General features: G+C 67.7%; 14 protein-coding genes. 9 read left to right on the forward strand and 5 right to left on the reverse strand.

Going from position 1 to position 15,569, the window contains the following annotated elements; translation table 11 throughout:
• Window positions 1-55 precede the first annotated feature (55 nt).
• From DWG20_RS03925 to DWG20_RS03950, 6 genes are all read left to right on the forward strand, one after another.
• Window positions 56-838 (forward strand): exodeoxyribonuclease III, encoded by a 783-nt coding sequence (locus DWG20_RS03925; RefSeq protein WP_115432577.1) that lies wholly within the window; start codon window positions 56-58, stop codon window positions 836-838.
• Window positions 831-1,394, forward strand: coding sequence for an RBBP9/YdeN family alpha/beta hydrolase (locus tag DWG20_RS03930; protein WP_115432578.1), 564 nt, complete (start codon window positions 831-833; stop codon window positions 1,392-1,394). Before DWG20_RS03925 ends, DWG20_RS03930 begins: the two co-directional genes overlap by 8 nt.
• 29 nt (window positions 1,395-1,423) lie before the next feature.
• Complete coding sequence (locus tag DWG20_RS03935) at window positions 1,424-1,834, forward strand: HIT family protein (protein ID WP_115432579.1); 411 nt, start codon at window positions 1,424-1,426, stop codon at window positions 1,832-1,834.
• Window positions 1,835-1,984: 150 nt separating this feature from the next.
• A complete protein-coding gene (locus DWG20_RS03940; RefSeq protein WP_115432580.1) occupies window positions 1,985-2,836 on the forward strand; it encodes a sulfurtransferase in 852 nt (283 codons plus the stop codon).
• Window positions 2,837-3,034: 198 nt separating this feature from the next.
• A complete protein-coding gene (locus DWG20_RS03945) occupies window positions 3,035-3,271 on the forward strand; it encodes a hypothetical protein (protein ID WP_115432581.1) in 237 nt (78 codons plus the stop codon).
• A gap of 196 nt (window positions 3,272-3,467) precedes the next feature.
• Window positions 3,468-4,061 (forward strand): hypothetical protein, encoded by a 594-nt coding sequence (locus tag DWG20_RS03950; protein ID WP_115432582.1) that lies wholly within the window; start codon window positions 3,468-3,470, stop codon window positions 4,059-4,061.
• 54 nt (window positions 4,062-4,115) lie between these two features.
• On the opposite strand, the gene DWG20_RS03955 is transcribed toward DWG20_RS03950, so the two are convergent.
• The 5 genes from DWG20_RS03955 to DWG20_RS03975 all read right to left on the reverse strand — a co-directional run bounded on the left by DWG20_RS03955 (window position 4,116) and on the right by DWG20_RS03975 (window position 13,183).
• Entirely contained in the window at window positions 4,116-4,649 is a 534-nt protein-coding gene (locus tag DWG20_RS03955; RefSeq protein WP_115432583.1) for a dihydrofolate reductase family protein, read from the reverse strand.
• Window positions 4,650-4,721: 72 nt separating this feature from the next.
• Window positions 4,722-8,576 carry a DUF3683 domain-containing protein gene (locus DWG20_RS03960; RefSeq protein WP_115432584.1) on the reverse strand — a complete coding sequence of 1,285 codons (3,855 nt, stop codon included), beginning with the start codon at window positions 8,574-8,576 and terminating at the stop codon, window positions 4,722-4,724.
• Between the two features lie 151 nt (window positions 8,577-8,727).
• Complete coding sequence (pdxA, locus tag DWG20_RS03965) at window positions 8,728-9,702, reverse strand: 4-hydroxythreonine-4-phosphate dehydrogenase PdxA (RefSeq protein WP_115432585.1); 975 nt, start codon at window positions 9,700-9,702, stop codon at window positions 8,728-8,730.
• A complete protein-coding gene (locus DWG20_RS03970; protein WP_115432586.1) occupies window positions 9,699-10,982 on the reverse strand; it encodes a peptidylprolyl isomerase in 1,284 nt (427 codons plus the stop codon). The genes pdxA and DWG20_RS03970 overlap by 4 nt, the downstream gene beginning before the upstream one ends.
• On the reverse strand, window positions 10,979-13,183 hold the full coding sequence (locus tag DWG20_RS03975; protein WP_245944764.1) for an LPS-assembly protein LptD: 2,205 nt from the start codon (window positions 13,181-13,183) through the stop codon (window positions 10,979-10,981). The genes DWG20_RS03970 and DWG20_RS03975 overlap by 4 nt, the downstream gene beginning before the upstream one ends.
• 89 nt (window positions 13,184-13,272) lie before the next feature.
• Here DWG20_RS03975 and amgK point away from each other — a divergent pair, with 89 nt between their 5' ends.
• The 3 genes from amgK to ruvC are packed head-to-tail and all read left to right on the forward strand — an operon-like array spanning window position 13,273 to window position 15,524.
• Window positions 13,273-14,310 carry an N-acetylmuramate/N-acetylglucosamine kinase AmgK gene (gene amgK / locus DWG20_RS03980; RefSeq protein ID WP_115432588.1) on the forward strand — a complete coding sequence of 346 codons (1,038 nt, stop codon included), beginning with the start codon at window positions 13,273-13,275 and terminating at the stop codon, window positions 14,308-14,310.
• Complete coding sequence (gene murU / locus DWG20_RS03985; protein WP_115432589.1) at window positions 14,311-14,994, forward strand: N-acetylmuramate alpha-1-phosphate uridylyltransferase MurU; 684 nt, start codon at window positions 14,311-14,313, stop codon at window positions 14,992-14,994.
• Window positions 14,991-15,524: a crossover junction endodeoxyribonuclease RuvC gene (gene ruvC / locus DWG20_RS03990; RefSeq protein ID WP_115432590.1), complete on the forward strand. Its 534-nt coding sequence runs from the start codon at window positions 14,991-14,993 to the stop codon at window positions 15,522-15,524. Before murU ends, ruvC begins: the two co-directional genes overlap by 4 nt.
• The last annotated feature ends 45 nt before the right edge of the window (window positions 15,525-15,569 follow it).

Here is a 15,569-nt window from a genome sequence, read left to right on the forward strand (position 1 = left end):
CTCACTGCTTGTTGATGGCCAATCCTGGCGGCAAGCATATCACGGGAGAACCCCCTTGCTCAGAATCGTCTCGGCCAACCTGAACGGCATCCGTTCGGCCGACAAAAAAGGCTTTTTTGCGTGGCTCGCGAACAGCGGCGCCGACGTCGTCTGCGTGCAGGAACTGAAGGCGCAGGCGGCCGACCTGGCCGAACACCAGCGCGCCCCGGACGGCTACCACGGCTTCTTCCACTACGCCGAGAAGAAGGGCTACAGCGGCGTCGGCCTCTACAGCAAGACCGCGCCCGACCGCGTCGAGGAAGGCCTCGGCGTGCCCGAGTTCGACGCCGAGGGGCGTTACCTCAGGGCCGACTTTGGCAATCTGACGGTGATCTCGCTGTACCTGCCGTCCGGGTCGAGCTCGCCCGAGCGCCAGCAGGTGAAGTTCGCGTTCATGGAGGTGTTCCTGCCGCAGCTGGAGGCGCTGTACGAGGAAGGCCGCGACATCGTGATCTGCGGCGACTGGAACATCGCGCACCAGGAAATCGACCTGAAGAACTGGAAAGGGAATATGAAGAACTCGGGCTTCCTGCCCGAGGAACGCGCGTGGCTGACCGACCTGTTCCACCGCGTCGGCTGGGTCGACACCTGGCGCCGCCTTTACCCGGACGCCCCCGGCTACACCTGGTGGAGCAACCGCGGCCAGGCGTACGCGAAGGACGTCGGCTGGCGCATCGACTACCAGATCGCGACGCCCGGCTTCGCCTGCCGCGCCGGCTCGGCCAACGTCTACAAGGACGAGAAGTTCTCCGACCATGCGCCGTTGACCGTCGACTACCGGGACACCGCCGATGCTTGACGATGACGACATCACGCTGGTGATCGTGCCCGGCTGGCAGGATTCCGGTCCGAACCACTGGCAGACGCTGTGGGAGCGCGGCTACCCGCTCAGCCGCCGCGCCCTGCAGGCCGACTGGGAAACGCCGGTGCGCGCGCACTGGGTCGCGGCGCTCGACGCCTTGCTCGCCGACATCGACGGTCCGGTCGTCATCGCCGCGCACAGCCTCGGCGTGGCTACCGTCGCGCACTGGGCCGCCGGCCACGACTACGCCGCCTTCCGCCGCGTGAAGGGCGCGCTGCTCGTCGCACCGCCCGATGTCGAGCGCGCCGGCTTCACCGCCGCGATCCCGGCCCAAGGCTTCGCGCCGCTGCCGCGCCTGCCGCTCCCCTTCCCGGCCATCGTCGTCGCCAGCCGCAGCGACCCGTTCTGCGACTACGCGCGCGCCGAAGCCTTCGCCCGCGCCTGGCGCGCGAAGCTGGTAGACGCCGGCGACGCCGGCCACATCAACACCGCCGCCGGCTACGGCTCGTGGCCGGCCGGTCAGCGGCTGTTGCAGACGCTGATGCTCGCCTAGGCTCGGCCAACCGTTTAAAAGGACAAGAAATGAGCTGCGAACTGTGCACCTTTGAGCCCGGCATCGAGCTGTTCGCCGACGACCGCCTGCGCGTGATCCTGGCAGACAACGAGCCCGACTACCCGGCGTTCTGCCGCGTGATCTGGCGCGCACACGTCAAGGAAATGACCGACCTCGCCCCGGCCGACCGCGCCCACCTGATGGACTGGGTGTACCGCGTCGAGGCCGCGCAACGCGCGGTGCTGAACCCGACCAAGGTCAACCTCGCCAGCCTCGGCAACGTGGTGCCGCACCTGCACTGGCACGTGATCCCGCGCTTCGCCGACGACGCGCACTTCCCGGCGCCGGTCTGGGCGGCGAAGAAGGCGACCGGCGGCGTCGCGCACGGCGTAGCCGATCTCGCCGAACGCCTTCGCGCGGCGCTCGCGGCCCAGCCGTAAGCGACCTGGCCAGGTTGGCCGAGCCCCGAGCGCGCTCGGCCAACCTTGCCGCGCTGCGCGCTTCCCCGCTAGGCTGTCTTTGGGAACCGCTTGCCAGCCGCCCGCGAAAGACGGCTGGCAAACGGCTCCCCTTCACCCAAGGAGAGCCGCATGTACCGCACCCTGATTTCCGCCGACGAACTGATGGCGCTGCCCGCCGACGACGTCGTGATCGTCGACTGCCGCTTCAAGCTCGCCGACCCCGACTGGGGTCACACCGCCTACGCCGCCGGCCACCTTCCCGGCGCGCACTACCTCAACCTCGACTACCACCTGTCCGGTGCCAAGACCGGCCAGAACGGCCGCCACCCCTTGCCCGACGCCGAACGCCTCGCGGTGAGCCTAGGCGCGCTCGGCGTCGCGCCCGACACGCAGATCGTCGCCTACGACGACGCCGGCGGCATGTTCGCCGCGCGGCTGTGGTGGCTCGCGCGCTGGCTCGGCCACGAGGCGGTCGCCGTGCTCGACGGCGGCATCCCGGCCTGGCAGACCGCCGGCGGCGACCTTTCCGCCGAAGAGGCCAAAGCGGCGCGACTGCCGTCGCGCTTTGTGATCCGCGCCAGCCTCGCGCCGACCGCAGACGCGGCCGCCGTGCTCGCCAACCTCGACGCGCCGCGCTTTGCCGTCGTCGACGCGCGTGCCGCCGACCGCTTCCGCGGCGAGAACGAGACGATGGACCCGGTCGGCGGCCACATCCCCGGCGCCTTGAACCGTCCGTTCGCGCTGAACCTCGACGCCGAAGGCCACTTCAAGTTGCCGGGCGTGCTCGCCGCCGACTGGCAGGCGGTGCTCGGGGGGCGGCCCGCGACCGACATCGTGCACCAGTGCGGCTCGGGCGTGACCGCCTGCCACAACCTGTTGGCGATGGAGCACGCCGGCCTCGCCGGCAGCCGTCTCTACCCGGGATCGTGGAGCGAATGGTGCGCCGACCCGGCGCGCCCGGTCGCCACCGGAGACGCCTGAAGCCCGCAAGCCCGGCCAGCCCTCGCTACCGACGGGATTTTCTGGCGCCGGCGGCTGTCTATTCCTCCACGTCCGTTCGCATCGCGAACGGGCGGGGATATGCCGTTTGTTTCCGAGCGCTCGGAAAGAACGACATGATCTTCCCACCGAGGCCGCGCCGACCCGTTCGGCGCCCGCCTCGCCGATGAGGTAAGAATCATGAAGAAAACCGCATTCGCCCTCACCCTCCTGCTCTTCGCGGGCCTGGCTCAAGCCGACGCCAGCTCCGAATCCCATGCCCGGCAACTCCAGGGCTACGAACCGCCCGCCACACGCGACAAGATCGCGGTGTCGCCCCAGGAGCTGGCGCCGCCGCCCGCTCCGAAAAGCGCCGAGGAGCGCATGGCCGCCGACGACTACGCGGGCAAGGTGCTGCAGATGAACCGCAAGCGCTGAACCGCGCCGCGATTGCCGGCCGGGCCCCGATCGGAGCCCGGCCGTTTTTTTGGGGCCACACCGAGCGGCGGCGCCATCACTATAAAATCGACACTGTATTGTTTAGTAAAATCAACAAAAAAATGATGGCAACTCCACTTTTATGACAAATGCGTGCTTCAATAAGGCTTTCACCCCGCCAAGAAAGGTGTTTGTCATGACGCAGTTCGTGAAGCTCGCTACCGCCGTCCTGTTCGCGCTGACCGCCAGCGGCGCCACCCTCGCCGCCGAGCCGGCCAAGGCGCAGCATGCTCCCAAGGGCGTACTGGAAATCGGTGTCAAGCAAGCCGTGTTCAACGTCGAAGCGGTCGATCCGAACACGCGCCTCGTCACCCTAGGCGACGAAGCCGGCAACAAGCGCGTGGTCGCGGTGGGCGACGACGTGAAGAACCTCGACAAGCTCAAGGTCGGCCAGAAGGTGCGCATCACCGGCAGCGAGGCGCTGCTGGTGACGCTGAACGCGTCCGGCAACGCGTCGACCGTCAAACAGGTCATAGAGAAGACTAGCCAGACCGCCAACCCGGCCAAGCCGAACCTGAGGCTCGAGCGCACCGTGACCACCGCGGTGACGGTCGACGCGATCGACCTCAAGAAACACACTGTGACCGTGCGCAACCGCACCGGCGAGCTCGAACGGCTCAGGGTGCGCGACCCGCTGCTCAAGTCCAGACTCAAGCACCTGAAGGCCGGCGCGGCGCTCGACGTGGTCTACCGCCGCGCCGTCGCGGTGAAGCTGCTGCCGCAGGGCTGATCGCGGCAAAGCTGGGCCGGGCCTCTGGGCTCGGCCCAGCTTTTTCGGCACCCCCTACCCCGTACGACCCACTTTGTACGCCAGCTGCACCAGCCCGCTCGCGAAGGTCTCGGTCTTTTCCAGCTCCAGCGCGAGCGGCGCGCCGGCCAGCGGCAACAGCGGGACGCCAGAGCCGAGCGCGACCGGAATCAGCGACACGATCAGCGTGTCGAGTCGCCCCGCGTCGGCGAGCGCCGCGGCGAGCCGCCCTCCTCCTACCACCCACACGTTCTGCGCACCGACCGCGTCGAGCCGTTCCTCGAGCCCGGAAAGATCGGCGACGCACTCGACCGCGTCGGGCAAACCCTCCGGCCGCCTCGACGCGAGCACCACGCAAGGTTTGCCCGGGTACGGCCAGTCGCCGAAGCCCTGCGACACCTCGGCGGTGCGCCGCCCCATCACCACAGCGTCGACGCCCTCATAGAAGCGCGCGTAGCCGTAGTCCTCGCCGGGGCGTTCTACCGACGCGAGCCAGTCGAGTGCGTCGTCGGGGCCGGCGATGAAACCGTCGAGACTCGCCGCGACGTAGTAGAGGTATCGACGTGCCATCACGGTCCTTTCAAAGAAAAACAGGGTTGGCCGAGGCTCGGCCAACCCTGTGACGTTACACGATCAGAGACCTTACAGCAGCACGCGCTCGATGCCGCCGTTGCGCGCCTTCTCGACGTACTCCGGCATCCAGTTCTCGCCGAGCACGTGCTTGGCGATCTCGACGACGATGTAGTCGGCGGTGGTGCCGGTGTCCTCGTCGTAGCGCGACAGGCCCTGCAGGCAGGACGGGCAGCTGGTGAGGATCTTCACCGGTTTGGCCGGGGCTTCGCCCTTGGTGAGTTCCTGCACGCCCTTGTTGATTTCCTCTTGTTTCCTGAAGCGCACCTGGGTCGCGATGTCCGGACGGCTGGCGGCGAAGGTGCCCGACTCGCCGCAGCAGCGGTCGGACAGCGGCACGCCGCCGCCCATCAGCTCGTTCACCACCTTGATCGGCTGGTAGGCCTTCATCGGCGTGTGGCACGGGTCGTGGTACAGGTACTGCTGGCCGGTGACGCCTTCGAGCTTCACGCCCTTCTCCATCAGGTACTCGTGGATGTCGATCAGACGGCAGCCCGGGAAGATCTGCTCGAATTGGTAGCGCGTGAGCTGGTCGTAGCAGGTGCCGCACGACACCACGACGGTCTTGATGTCGAGGTAGTTCAGCGTGTTGGCGACGCGGTGGAACAGCACGCGGTTCTCGGTGGTGATCGCCTCGCCCTTGTCCTCGAAGCCGGCCGAGGTCTGCGGGTAGCCGCAGCACAGATAGCCCGGCGGCAGCACCGTCTGCACGCCGACGTGCCACAGCATCGCCTGCGTCGCGAGGCCGACCTGGCTGAACAGGCGCTCCGAGCCGCAGCCCGGGAAGTAGAACACCGCCTCGGCGTCGTCGGCGACCTTCGGGTTGCGAATCACCGGCACCACGTTCGGATCCTCGACGTCCAAGAGACCGCGCGCGGTCTTCTTCGGCAGGTTGCCCGGCAGCGCCTTGTTGATGAAGTGGATCACCTGCGCCTTGACCGGCACGCCGCCGGTGGTCAAGGGCGGCGCCTTCGCCTGGCCCTGGTACAGGTTCAGCTTCTTGGCGACGTTGTGGCCGAGGCGCTGCGCCTTGTAGCCCCATTCGATCATGCCCTTGCGCATCAGCTTGATCGTCGCCGGGTCCTTGGCGGTCAGGAAGGCCATGCCGAGCGCGGTGCCCGGGTTGAACTTCTTGTTGCCGGTCTTGCGCAAGAAATTCCTCATCGCGACCGACACGTCGCCGAAGTCGATCTTCACCGGGCACGGGTTCGCGCAGCGGTGGCAGACGGTGCAGTGGTCGGCGACGTCGGACAGCTCGTCGAAGTGCTTCATGCTGACGCCGCGGCGCGTCTGCTCCTCGTACAGGAACGCCTCGGTGAGCAAGCCGGTGCCGAGGATCTTGTTGCGCGGGCTGTAGAGCAGGTTTGCGCGCGGCACGTGCGTCGTGCACACCGGCTTGCATTTGCCGCAGCGCAGGCAGTCCTTGACCATCTCCGAAATCTGGCCGATGTCCGACTGCTCGAGGATCAGCGACTCGGCGCCGAGGAGCTCGAACGACGGCGTGTACGCGTTGGCCAGATCGGCGCCCGGCAACAGCTTGCCGCGGTTGAAGTGACCGTTCGGGTCGACGCGCTGCTTGTACGCGATGAACGGCGCCATCTCGTCGTCGGTGAGGAACTCGAGCTTGGTGATGCCGATGCCGTGCTCGCCCGAGATCACGCCGTCGAGGTTGCGCGCGAGCGCCATGATGCGCGCGACCGCGTGGTGCGCGGTCTGCAGCATCTCGTAGTCGTCGGAGTTGACCGGCAGGTTGGTGTGGACGTTGCCGTCGCCGGCGTGCATGTGCAGCGCGACGAACACGCGGCCGCGCAGCACCTTCTGATGCACGGCGCGCACCGCGTCGAGGATCGGCGCGTCGGTCTTTCCGGAGAACAGCGTCTCGAGCTCGGACAGCAGTTCGGTCTTGTACGACACGCGCAGCTTGAAGTCGCGCATCGCGATGAACACGCTGGCAGCAGGGTCGGCCACGCCGTCTTCGAGCGGCGCGTCCGGGTAGCGCGCGGCGTAGTCGGCGAACGGCGCGTCGAGGTGGTCGAGCAGCCACTGCCAGCGCTCGCGCACCGTCTCGATCAGCGTCAGCGCCAAATCGCGGCGGTCGCCGATCAGCTCGGCGGAGGGCAGGTCGGTGTCGAGCTTGTCGACCGGCAGACGGCCGTGGAAGGTGTCGGCGAGCGCGGCGGTCAGCGCGAGCTTGTTCTTGATCGACAGCTCGATATTGATGCGCTCGATGCCGTCCGAGTAGTCGCCGAGGCGCGGCAGCGGGATCACCACGTCTTCGTTGATCTTGAACGCGTTGGTGTGCTTGGCGATCGCCGCGGTACGCGCGCGGTCGAGCCAGAATTTCTTGCGCGCCTCCGGCGTGACGGCGATGAAGCCTTCGCCCGAACGCGCGTTGGCGACGCGCACCACGTGGCTAGCCGCCTCGCCGACGGCGTTCTCATCGTCGGACACGATGTCGGCGATCAGCACCATCTTAGGCCGCCCCTTGGACTTGGCCTTGGTCGCGTAGCCGACCGCGCGCACGTAGCGCCAGTCGAGGTGTTCGAGGCCGGCCAGCTGCACGCCGGCGGCGACACCGGCGCCGCCCGGCTTGAAGTAGTCGGTGATCTCTACGATGGCCGGCGTCGCCTGCGCGACGGTACCGAAGAACTCTAGGCAGACGGTACGCGTGTGCTTGGGCATCTTGTGCAGCACGAAGCGCGCGCTGGTGATGATGCCGTCGCAGCCTTCCTTCTGGATGCCGGGCAGGCCGGCGAGGAACTTGTCGGTCACGTCCTTGCCGAGGCCGACCTTGCGGAAGGTGCGGCCCGGGATCACCAGTTCGCGCGTGTCGAGCACGGTCTGGCCGTCCTCGGCCAACTTGGTGATGCGGAAGGTCGCCTTGTCGACGTCGTGGATCTTGCCGAAGTTGTGGCCGACGCGCTCGATGAACAGCCAGTTGCCGTCCGGGTCGACCATCTTCCAGCTCGCGAGGTTGTCGAGCGCGGTGCCCCACAACAGCGCCTTCTTGCCGCCGGCGTTCATCGCGACGTTGCCGCCGATACAGGACGCGTCGGCCGAGGTCGGGTCGACCGCGAACACCACGCCGGCGGCGTACGCGGCTTCCTCGACGCGGCGCGTCACCACGCCGGCGCCGCACTGGATCGTCGGACGCTTGCCTTCCAGACCCGGCAGGTCGATGTACTCGACGCCGTTGTGGAGGTCGAGCTTCTCGGTGTTGATGACGGCCGACATCCGGTCGAGCGGCACGGCGCCGCCGGTGTAGCCGGTGCCGCCGCCGCGCGGGATGATGGTCAGCCCGAGCTCGATACAGCCCTTCACCAACGCAGCGATCTCGGCCTCGGTATCCGGGCACAAGACGACGAACGGGTACTCGACGCGCCAGTCGGTAGCGTCGGTGACGTGCGACACGCGCGCGAGGCCGTCGAACAGCACGTTGTCCTTGCGGGTGATGCGGGTCAGGCGCTTGAGGATCTTCGCGCGCAACTCGCGCGTCTCGGCGAAGCGCGCCTCGAAGGCGGACACCGTCTTGCGGCTCTTTGCGATCAGCTCGGCGACCTTCTCATTGCCGACGCGGCGCTTCTCGATCTCGGACAGGCGGTGGTGCATCGCACCGACGAGCGCCGTCAGGCGTTTCGGGTTCTCGAGCAGGTCGTCGACGAGGTAGGGGTTGCGCTCCACGACCCAGATGTCGCCGAGCACCTCGAACAGCATCCGCGCCGAGCGGCCGGTCTTGCGTTCACCGCGCAGCACGTCGAGGGTTTGCCACATCGGTTCACCCAGCAGGCGGATGACGATCTCGCGATCGGAGAACGACGTGTAGTTGTACGGAATTTCGCGTACACGCTGGTGGGCAGGCGCGTTCATGGAGCAATCAACCACAGCAGAGGTAAGAGATTTGATTTTAACGGATTTGACGCGCTGCGAAAAATGGTGTTGGAAGCAGGGTTTTGCCTTAGGGGTCAACCCTGTACGAACCGTAGCACCGTTATGACGACAGCAATGAGGTTGGACTAGCCTACCGGGCGGTTGCGGCGGCGAGCTGCTCGGCCAGCGCGACCGCCTCGAACAGGCTGCCCGGCTCGGCACGGCCGGTGCCGGCCAGATCGAGCGCGGTACCGTGGTCGACCGAGGTGCGCACGATCGGCAGGCCGAGCGTGATGTTCACGCCGGCGCCGAAGCTCGCGTACTTGAGCACCGGCAGGCCCTGGTCGTGGTACATCGCGAGCACCGCGTCGGCATGGTCGAGGTAGCGCGGCTGGAACAAGGTGTCGGCCGGCAGCGGGCCGGTCAGATGCATGCCCTCAGCGCGCAAGGCTTCCAGCACCGGCGCGATCACGTCGATCTCCTCGCGCCCCATATGGCCCGATTCGCCCGCGTGCGGGTTGAGGCCGGCGACGAGGATGCGCGGCACGGCGATGCCGAACCTGGCGACGAGGTCGGCGTGGAGAATTCTGATCACCTCGGCCAAGCCCTCGCGGGTGATCGCGGCGGAGACGTCTTTCAGCGGCAGGTGGGTGGTCGCGAGCGCGACGCGCAGGCCGCCGCCGGCGAGCAGCATCACCACCTTGTGCGTCTGCGTGCGTTCGGCAAGGTATTCGGTATGGCCGGTGAACGGCACGCCGGCCTCGTTGATCACGCCCTTGTGCACCGGCGCGGTGACGATCGCGGCGAATTCGCCCGACACGCAGCCGGCTATCGCGACGTCGAGCGTGTCGAGCACGTAGCGGCCGTTGGCCGCGTCGAGCTTCCCTGCCACTGCCGGCGCCGCGAGCGGCACGTGCAGCACTTCGAGTGCGCCCTTAAGCGGCGCCGCATCGCGCCGGTAGTCTGCGAGCGTCACGTCGAGACCCAACTGCCGCGCGCGCGCCTCGAGCAGGCCGCGGTCGGCGACGATCACCCGGCGGCGCGCGCCGGCAAGCTCGGCCAACCTTAGGACCAGGTCGGGGCCGATGCCGGCCGGCTCGCCGGCGGTGATCGCGATCGGGCTCATTTTTCGATCAGCCTGTCTTCGACGAAGGCCGAGTCGCGCAGCTGGCGCGCCCAGTCGAGGTAGGCCTCCTCGATCTTGCGCGCACGGATCTGCTGCTTGATCGCGAGTTTCTCGCGCTCGCCCGACATGTCCTGCGTGCGTTTTTCCTCGACCTCGATCAGGTGCCAGCCGAACGGCGAGCGCACCGGCGCGCTCAGTTCGCCGAGCTTCAGCGAGAGCATCGCGCGCTCGAACTCGGGCACGGTGTCCCCAGGGGACAGCCAGCCGAGTTCGCCGCCGCGCGAATTGCTCGCGTCCTCCGAATACAGGCGCGCCTGTTCGTCGAACCTGGCGCCGCGCGCGATGCGGTCGCGGATCTGGTCGATGCGCTGCTTCGCGTCGGACTCGGACACCGCCTCGTTGGTACGGACCAGGATGTGACGCACGCGCCGCTGCTCGACCATCTGCGCCGCGCCCTGCGCGCGCTTGTCGACCAGCTTGAAGATCACGAAGCCCTGCTGGGTGCGCACGAGATCGGTGTTCTCGCCCGGCTTGAGGTTCTCGAGCAGCGAGACGAAGTTGGGCGGGAAACCGGCGGCGCTGCGCCAGCCCATGTCGCCGCCCGACAAGGCGCTCTTGGCGTCCGAGTAGCTCGCCGCCACCTGCGCGAACGGCTTGCCGGCCTTCAGCGCGGCCAACGCTTCCTGAGCGCGGCGGCCGCGCTCCTCGATCACTTTCGAGTCGGCGCGCTCGGGCACGCTGACCAGGATGGTGGCGAGGCGGTATTCATTGCGCGACTTGCCCGACAGCTCGCTCTTCACCACCTGGTCGACCTCGGTGTCGGTGACGTTGACGCGCGAATCGACCTCGCGCTCCTTCAGACGGCCGAGCAGGATCTCGCGGCGGATCTCCTCGCGGAACTGCGAGAGCGCGACGCCTTCCTTCTTCAGCCGCGCCTCGAGGCCGGCGACCGACAGCTTGTTCTGCTCGGCCAGCTTCTGCACCGCCTTGTCGAGGTCGCCGTCGGCGAGCGTGATGCCATTGTTCTGCGCGTACTGCAGCTGCACCTCTTCCGAGATCATCTGCTCGAGCACCTGGTGCTTGAGCGTCGCCTCGTCGGGCAGCTCGACGTTCTGGCGCTTGAGGTTGGCCGAGACCTCCTGGATGCGCGCGCTCAGCTGGCGCTCGGTGATCACGTTCTTGTTCACCACCGCGACAATGCGGTCGATGTCTTTGACGGCGGCGTGCGCCGCACCGCCAAGCGAGGCGGCCAGCATCAGGGCGATGAGGGTCTGTTTCATAAGCCTTGTCGGGTGTCGTTGATCTTGCTGTAGCCGGGAATCGCCAGACGGAGCGTGTCGATCGGGTTGCTGCCGATGCCGCCCATGTCCTTCAGTTCCAGCTGCAAAAATACCGCGTTCTTGGTGTTGGTCAGGTCGGTCACGTAGCGCTGGCCGACCACGCGCGCCGTCCAGCAGCCGTCGTTGTATTCGACGCCGGCCAGCTGTTCGAGCGAGGTGTTGTCGATCAGCGAATAGTTCTCGCGCGCGACCACGTACCACTTCTTGGCGATCGGCCACTGCGCGGCGATGTCGATCTGGCGCATCGGCGCGCGGATGCCGCCGAAGCCGATGTCTTCGTCGCGGCCGTAGCGGTAGCGCAGGCTGACCGTCTTGCCCGCCTCGGGTGAGTAGCGCGCCGCCCACTCGTAGCGCTCGGTCTTGCCCAGCTGCTGGTTGTACTGGTAGGTCGCGTCGGCGCGCCAGGCGTCGGTGATCTCGCCGCCGACGGTCGCGACGATGTCGGAGCCGCTGTTCTCGAGGTCTTTGGTCGAACCGGACAGGCTGATGTCTTCCTTGCGGAAGTAGTAGCGTTGACCGATCTCCATCCGCAAACGTTCCAGGCCGGATTCGTCGTCGAGGTAGCGGCTGGAGAACGCCACCGTCAGCGCGTTGGCGCCGTTGATCCTGTCCTGCCCCGAGAAGCGGTTCTCGGTGAACAGCTGAGCGAAGCTGAAGTCCTTCTCGGCGGAATCGAAGTTCGGCAGATCGTTCTGCGCCTTGGTCGGAATGTTGACATAGTAGAGCCGCGGCTCGAGCGTCTGCGTGTGATCGCGACCGAAGAAGGAGGTCTCGCGGTCGAAATAGAGCCCGGCGTCGGTGCTGAAGATCGGCAGCGTGCGGCTCTTCTTGCCGCCGTTCTGACCGGCGAAGGGGTCGAGGTCGTATTCAGTCGCGTGCATGCCGAACTTGGGCCGCACGAAGCCCCACGGCCGCTCGAGCGCCCAGGACACGCTCGGGTAGGCCACCAGCCGGTTGCCTTCCTGCAAGGTCGGGTGCGTGAAGCGGGTGAACTCGGCGAACAAGTTGGCCGAGAAACCGGCCGGCAACGACTGGGTCGCGTTGCCGGACAGGCGCGGCAGCAGCGCGTACGGCGGCGTGACCGGAGCGAGCGGGTCCTGCAGCGTCTGGTAACGCAGCACGCGCAGCTGGCCGGAGGCCGCGCCGCCTTGCCAGCCCGTGCCATAGTTGAGCCACGCGTCGCGCGGCAGGTTGACGTTGGACGCGATGTCGACCCGGTCGCCGAAGTCCTTGAAGTAGCGGTCGTCCGACACATAGTTCGCGTCGTAGCCGAAGGAGAAGCCGGCACCGAGTTTCTGGCTGTGCTTGGCGCGCCAGGCGTAGCGGCTGTCGTTCGCCTTCTTGTCGTCGGGCATCTGCTCGGTGGACAGCGTGCCGCTGTAGTCCGGCCGCAGATAACGGAATTCGGCGCCGAGCATCGCGCCGCGGTTGGAGACCCAGCGCGGCGTCAGCGTCAGGTCGTAGTTCGGCGCGAGGTTGAAGTAGTACGGCAGCGACACTTCGAAACCGTCCGAGCCGGTCTTGAAGGTCGGCGCGAGCACGCCCGACTTGCGCCCGCCGTCGAGCGGAAAGTCGATCCACGGCGTGTAGAGGATAGGCACGCCCTGGAAGTCGAGCCACGCGTTGCGGGCGACGCCGACGTTGCGCGTGTAGTCGATGTCGAGCGTGCCGGCCTTCAGGTACCAGGAGTCGTCGCCCGGCTCGCAGGTGTTCGCGCGCGCTCGCTTGAGCCGGTAGCGGTCCTTGCCGCGGAATTCGATCTTCTCGCCGTCGCCGCGCAGCGTGCGGCCGTCGGCGCCCTGCCCCGCGAAGGTCGCGTCGCTCGCCTCGCCCTCGCGCGTGTCGAGCTTGTAGTCGAGCGCGCGGCCGCTGATGCGGCTGTTGCCCTCGGTGAACTCGACCTGGTCGCCGGCCTTGAGCCGGTTCTCGTTCTGGAAGTAGTCGAGCCAGTCGGCCTTGACGGTCTGGTCGTCGCGGCGGACGACGACGTTGCCGCGCGCCTGGATCCGGCCCTCCATCTGGCCGTCGATGCGGTCGGCGTCGATCACCGTCTGGCCGGGGGCGACGGGCGCCACCTCCGTAGCGAACGCCGGCAACGCGAAGGCGGCCGCCAGCGCGACGGCGAGCGGGGAGGGACGCAAAAGTGACGGCGTCAAAGCCATATCGTGGGTCAACCAAGCCGGTATAGAATCTCGGCATTCTATCTCATTCCCGTTGCTTGACTACCGCCATGGAGCGTATCGATTTGCTTAAGGCCTGGGTGGCCACCCTCTATCCCGACACCGCGTTCGAGGTCGAGTTCGCCGCCGCCGACGCCGACTTCCGCCGCTACTTCCGGCTCGTGCTGCCGGACGGCGTCACCCGCATCGTGATGGACGCGCCGCCCGACAAGATGAACACCGAGCGCTACGTGCACGTGCGCGAGGTGTTCGCCATGGTCAACGTGCCGGCCATCCTCGCCCGCGACGCCGAACAGGGCTTCATGCTGCTCGAGGACCTCGGTCGCGTCACCTATTTGTCCGCGCTGCAGCACGACGAGCGCGAGGTGGTGCACAAGCACCTCTTGCTCGAGGCGGTCGACACGCTGATCGACATCCAGAAGGCGAGCCGCCCGGGCGTGCTGCCCGAGTACGACGCGGCGCTCCTGACGCGCGAACTGAACCTGTTCCCCGAGTGGTTCTGCGCGAAGGAACTCGGCCAACCGTTGAGCTTCGCGCAGAAGAAGCTGTGGGACGCCGGCGTGAAGGCGCTGCTGCCCGCGCTCACGAGCCAGGCCAGGGCGTTCGTCCACCGCGACTTCATCGTGCGCAACCTGATGCTGACGCCGGGCAGGCCCGGCGTGCTCGACTTCCAGGACGCCGTCTACGGCCCGGTCAGCTACGACCTGGTGTCCTTGCTGCGCGACGCCTTCATCGAGTGGGACGAGGAGTTCGTGCTCGACGTCGCCGTGCGCTACTGGGAAAAGGCGCGCGCGGCGAACCTGCCGGTGCCGGCCGACATCGACGCCTTCTGGCGCGACTTCGAATGGATGGGCGTGCAGCGCCACCTGAAGGTGGCCGGCATCTTCGCGCGCCTCCACCACCGCGACGGCAAGGACAAGTACCGCGCCGAGATCCCGCGCTTCATTCGTTACCTGAAGAAGACCACGCGCCGCTACGGCGAGCTCGCGCCGCTCTACCAGTTGCTGGTGCAGCTCACCGGCCCGGACGAGGACGACGCCAGCGTCGGCCGCGTGTTCAGCGCCACGCGACTGTCGTCGGGCGAATAGATGAAAGCGATGATCCTCGCCGCCGGGCGCGGCGAACGCATGCGCCCGCTGACCGACGCGACGCCCAAGCCGCTGCTGATGGCCGGTTCGCAGCCCTTGATCGGCTGGCACCTGAAAAGGTTGGCCGAGGCCGGCGTCAAAGACGTCGTCATCAACCACGCGTGGCTCGGCAAGGAAATCGAGGCGCGGCTGGCCGACGGCGCCGAGTGGGGCGTGCATATCGCCTACTCGCCCGAGCCCGAAGCGCTCGAGACCGCCGGCGGCATCGCGACCGCGCTGCCGCTGCTGGGCGACGCGCCGTTCGCCGTCGTCAACGGCGACGTGCTGACCGACTTTCCGTTCGCCCACCTGATCGACGCCGCCCCCCGGCTCGACGGCGCAGAACGCCTCGCCCACCTGGTGCTGATCGACAACCCGGCGCACCACGCGGCGGGCGACTTCTCGCTCGACAAGAACGGCGTCGTGCACGACGAACCCGGGCTGACCTTCGCCGGCATCGGCGTCTACCATCCGGCGCTGTTCGAAGGGCTAGAAGCGCACCGGCCGGCCAAGCTCGCGCCGCTGTTGCGCGCGGCGATGGCGCGCGGCCAGGTCACTGGAGAACACTACCGTGGCCTGTGGCACGACGTCGGCACCACGCAAAGGTTGGCCGAGGCCGACGCGATCGCGCGCACCTGGGTATGACACACCGCCGCATCCTCGGCATCGACCCGGGCTCGCGCATGACCGGCTTCGGCGTGATCGACGTGCTCGGCCAGGACCGCCACTACATCGCGTCCGGCTGCATCCGCACCCCCGAGGGCGCGGGCCTGCCCGAACGCATCCGCGTCATCGTCGAGGGCCTGATCGAGGTCGTCGACGCTTACGCGCCGACCGAGGCGGCGGTAGAAAAGGTGTTCGTCAACGTCAACCCGGCGGCGACGCTGATGCTCGGCCAGGCGCGCGGCGCGGCGATCAGCGCGCTGGTGCTGAAAAAACTGGCGGTCGCCGAATACACCGCACTGCAGGTCAAGCAGTCGGTGGTCGGCCACGGCAAGGCGGCCAAGGAGCAGGTGCAGCACATGGTGGTGCACGCGCTGAAGCTGTCGGGCACGCCGCAATCGGACGCCGCCGACGCGCTCGCGGTCGCGCTGACGCACGCCAACCACAGCCACGCCGCGCTCGCCGGCCTGACCGCGCGCGGCTTCAAGGTCAAGGGCGGGCGGCTGGTCTGAGCGGCGCGCCGCTTTACGTCTTCCTGACCGGGCCCCGAGGCTCGG

The sequence above is a fragment of the Crenobacter cavernae genome (assembly GCF_003355495.1).
Classification (GTDB): Bacteria; Pseudomonadota; Gammaproteobacteria; order Burkholderiales; family Chromobacteriaceae; genus Crenobacter; species Crenobacter cavernae.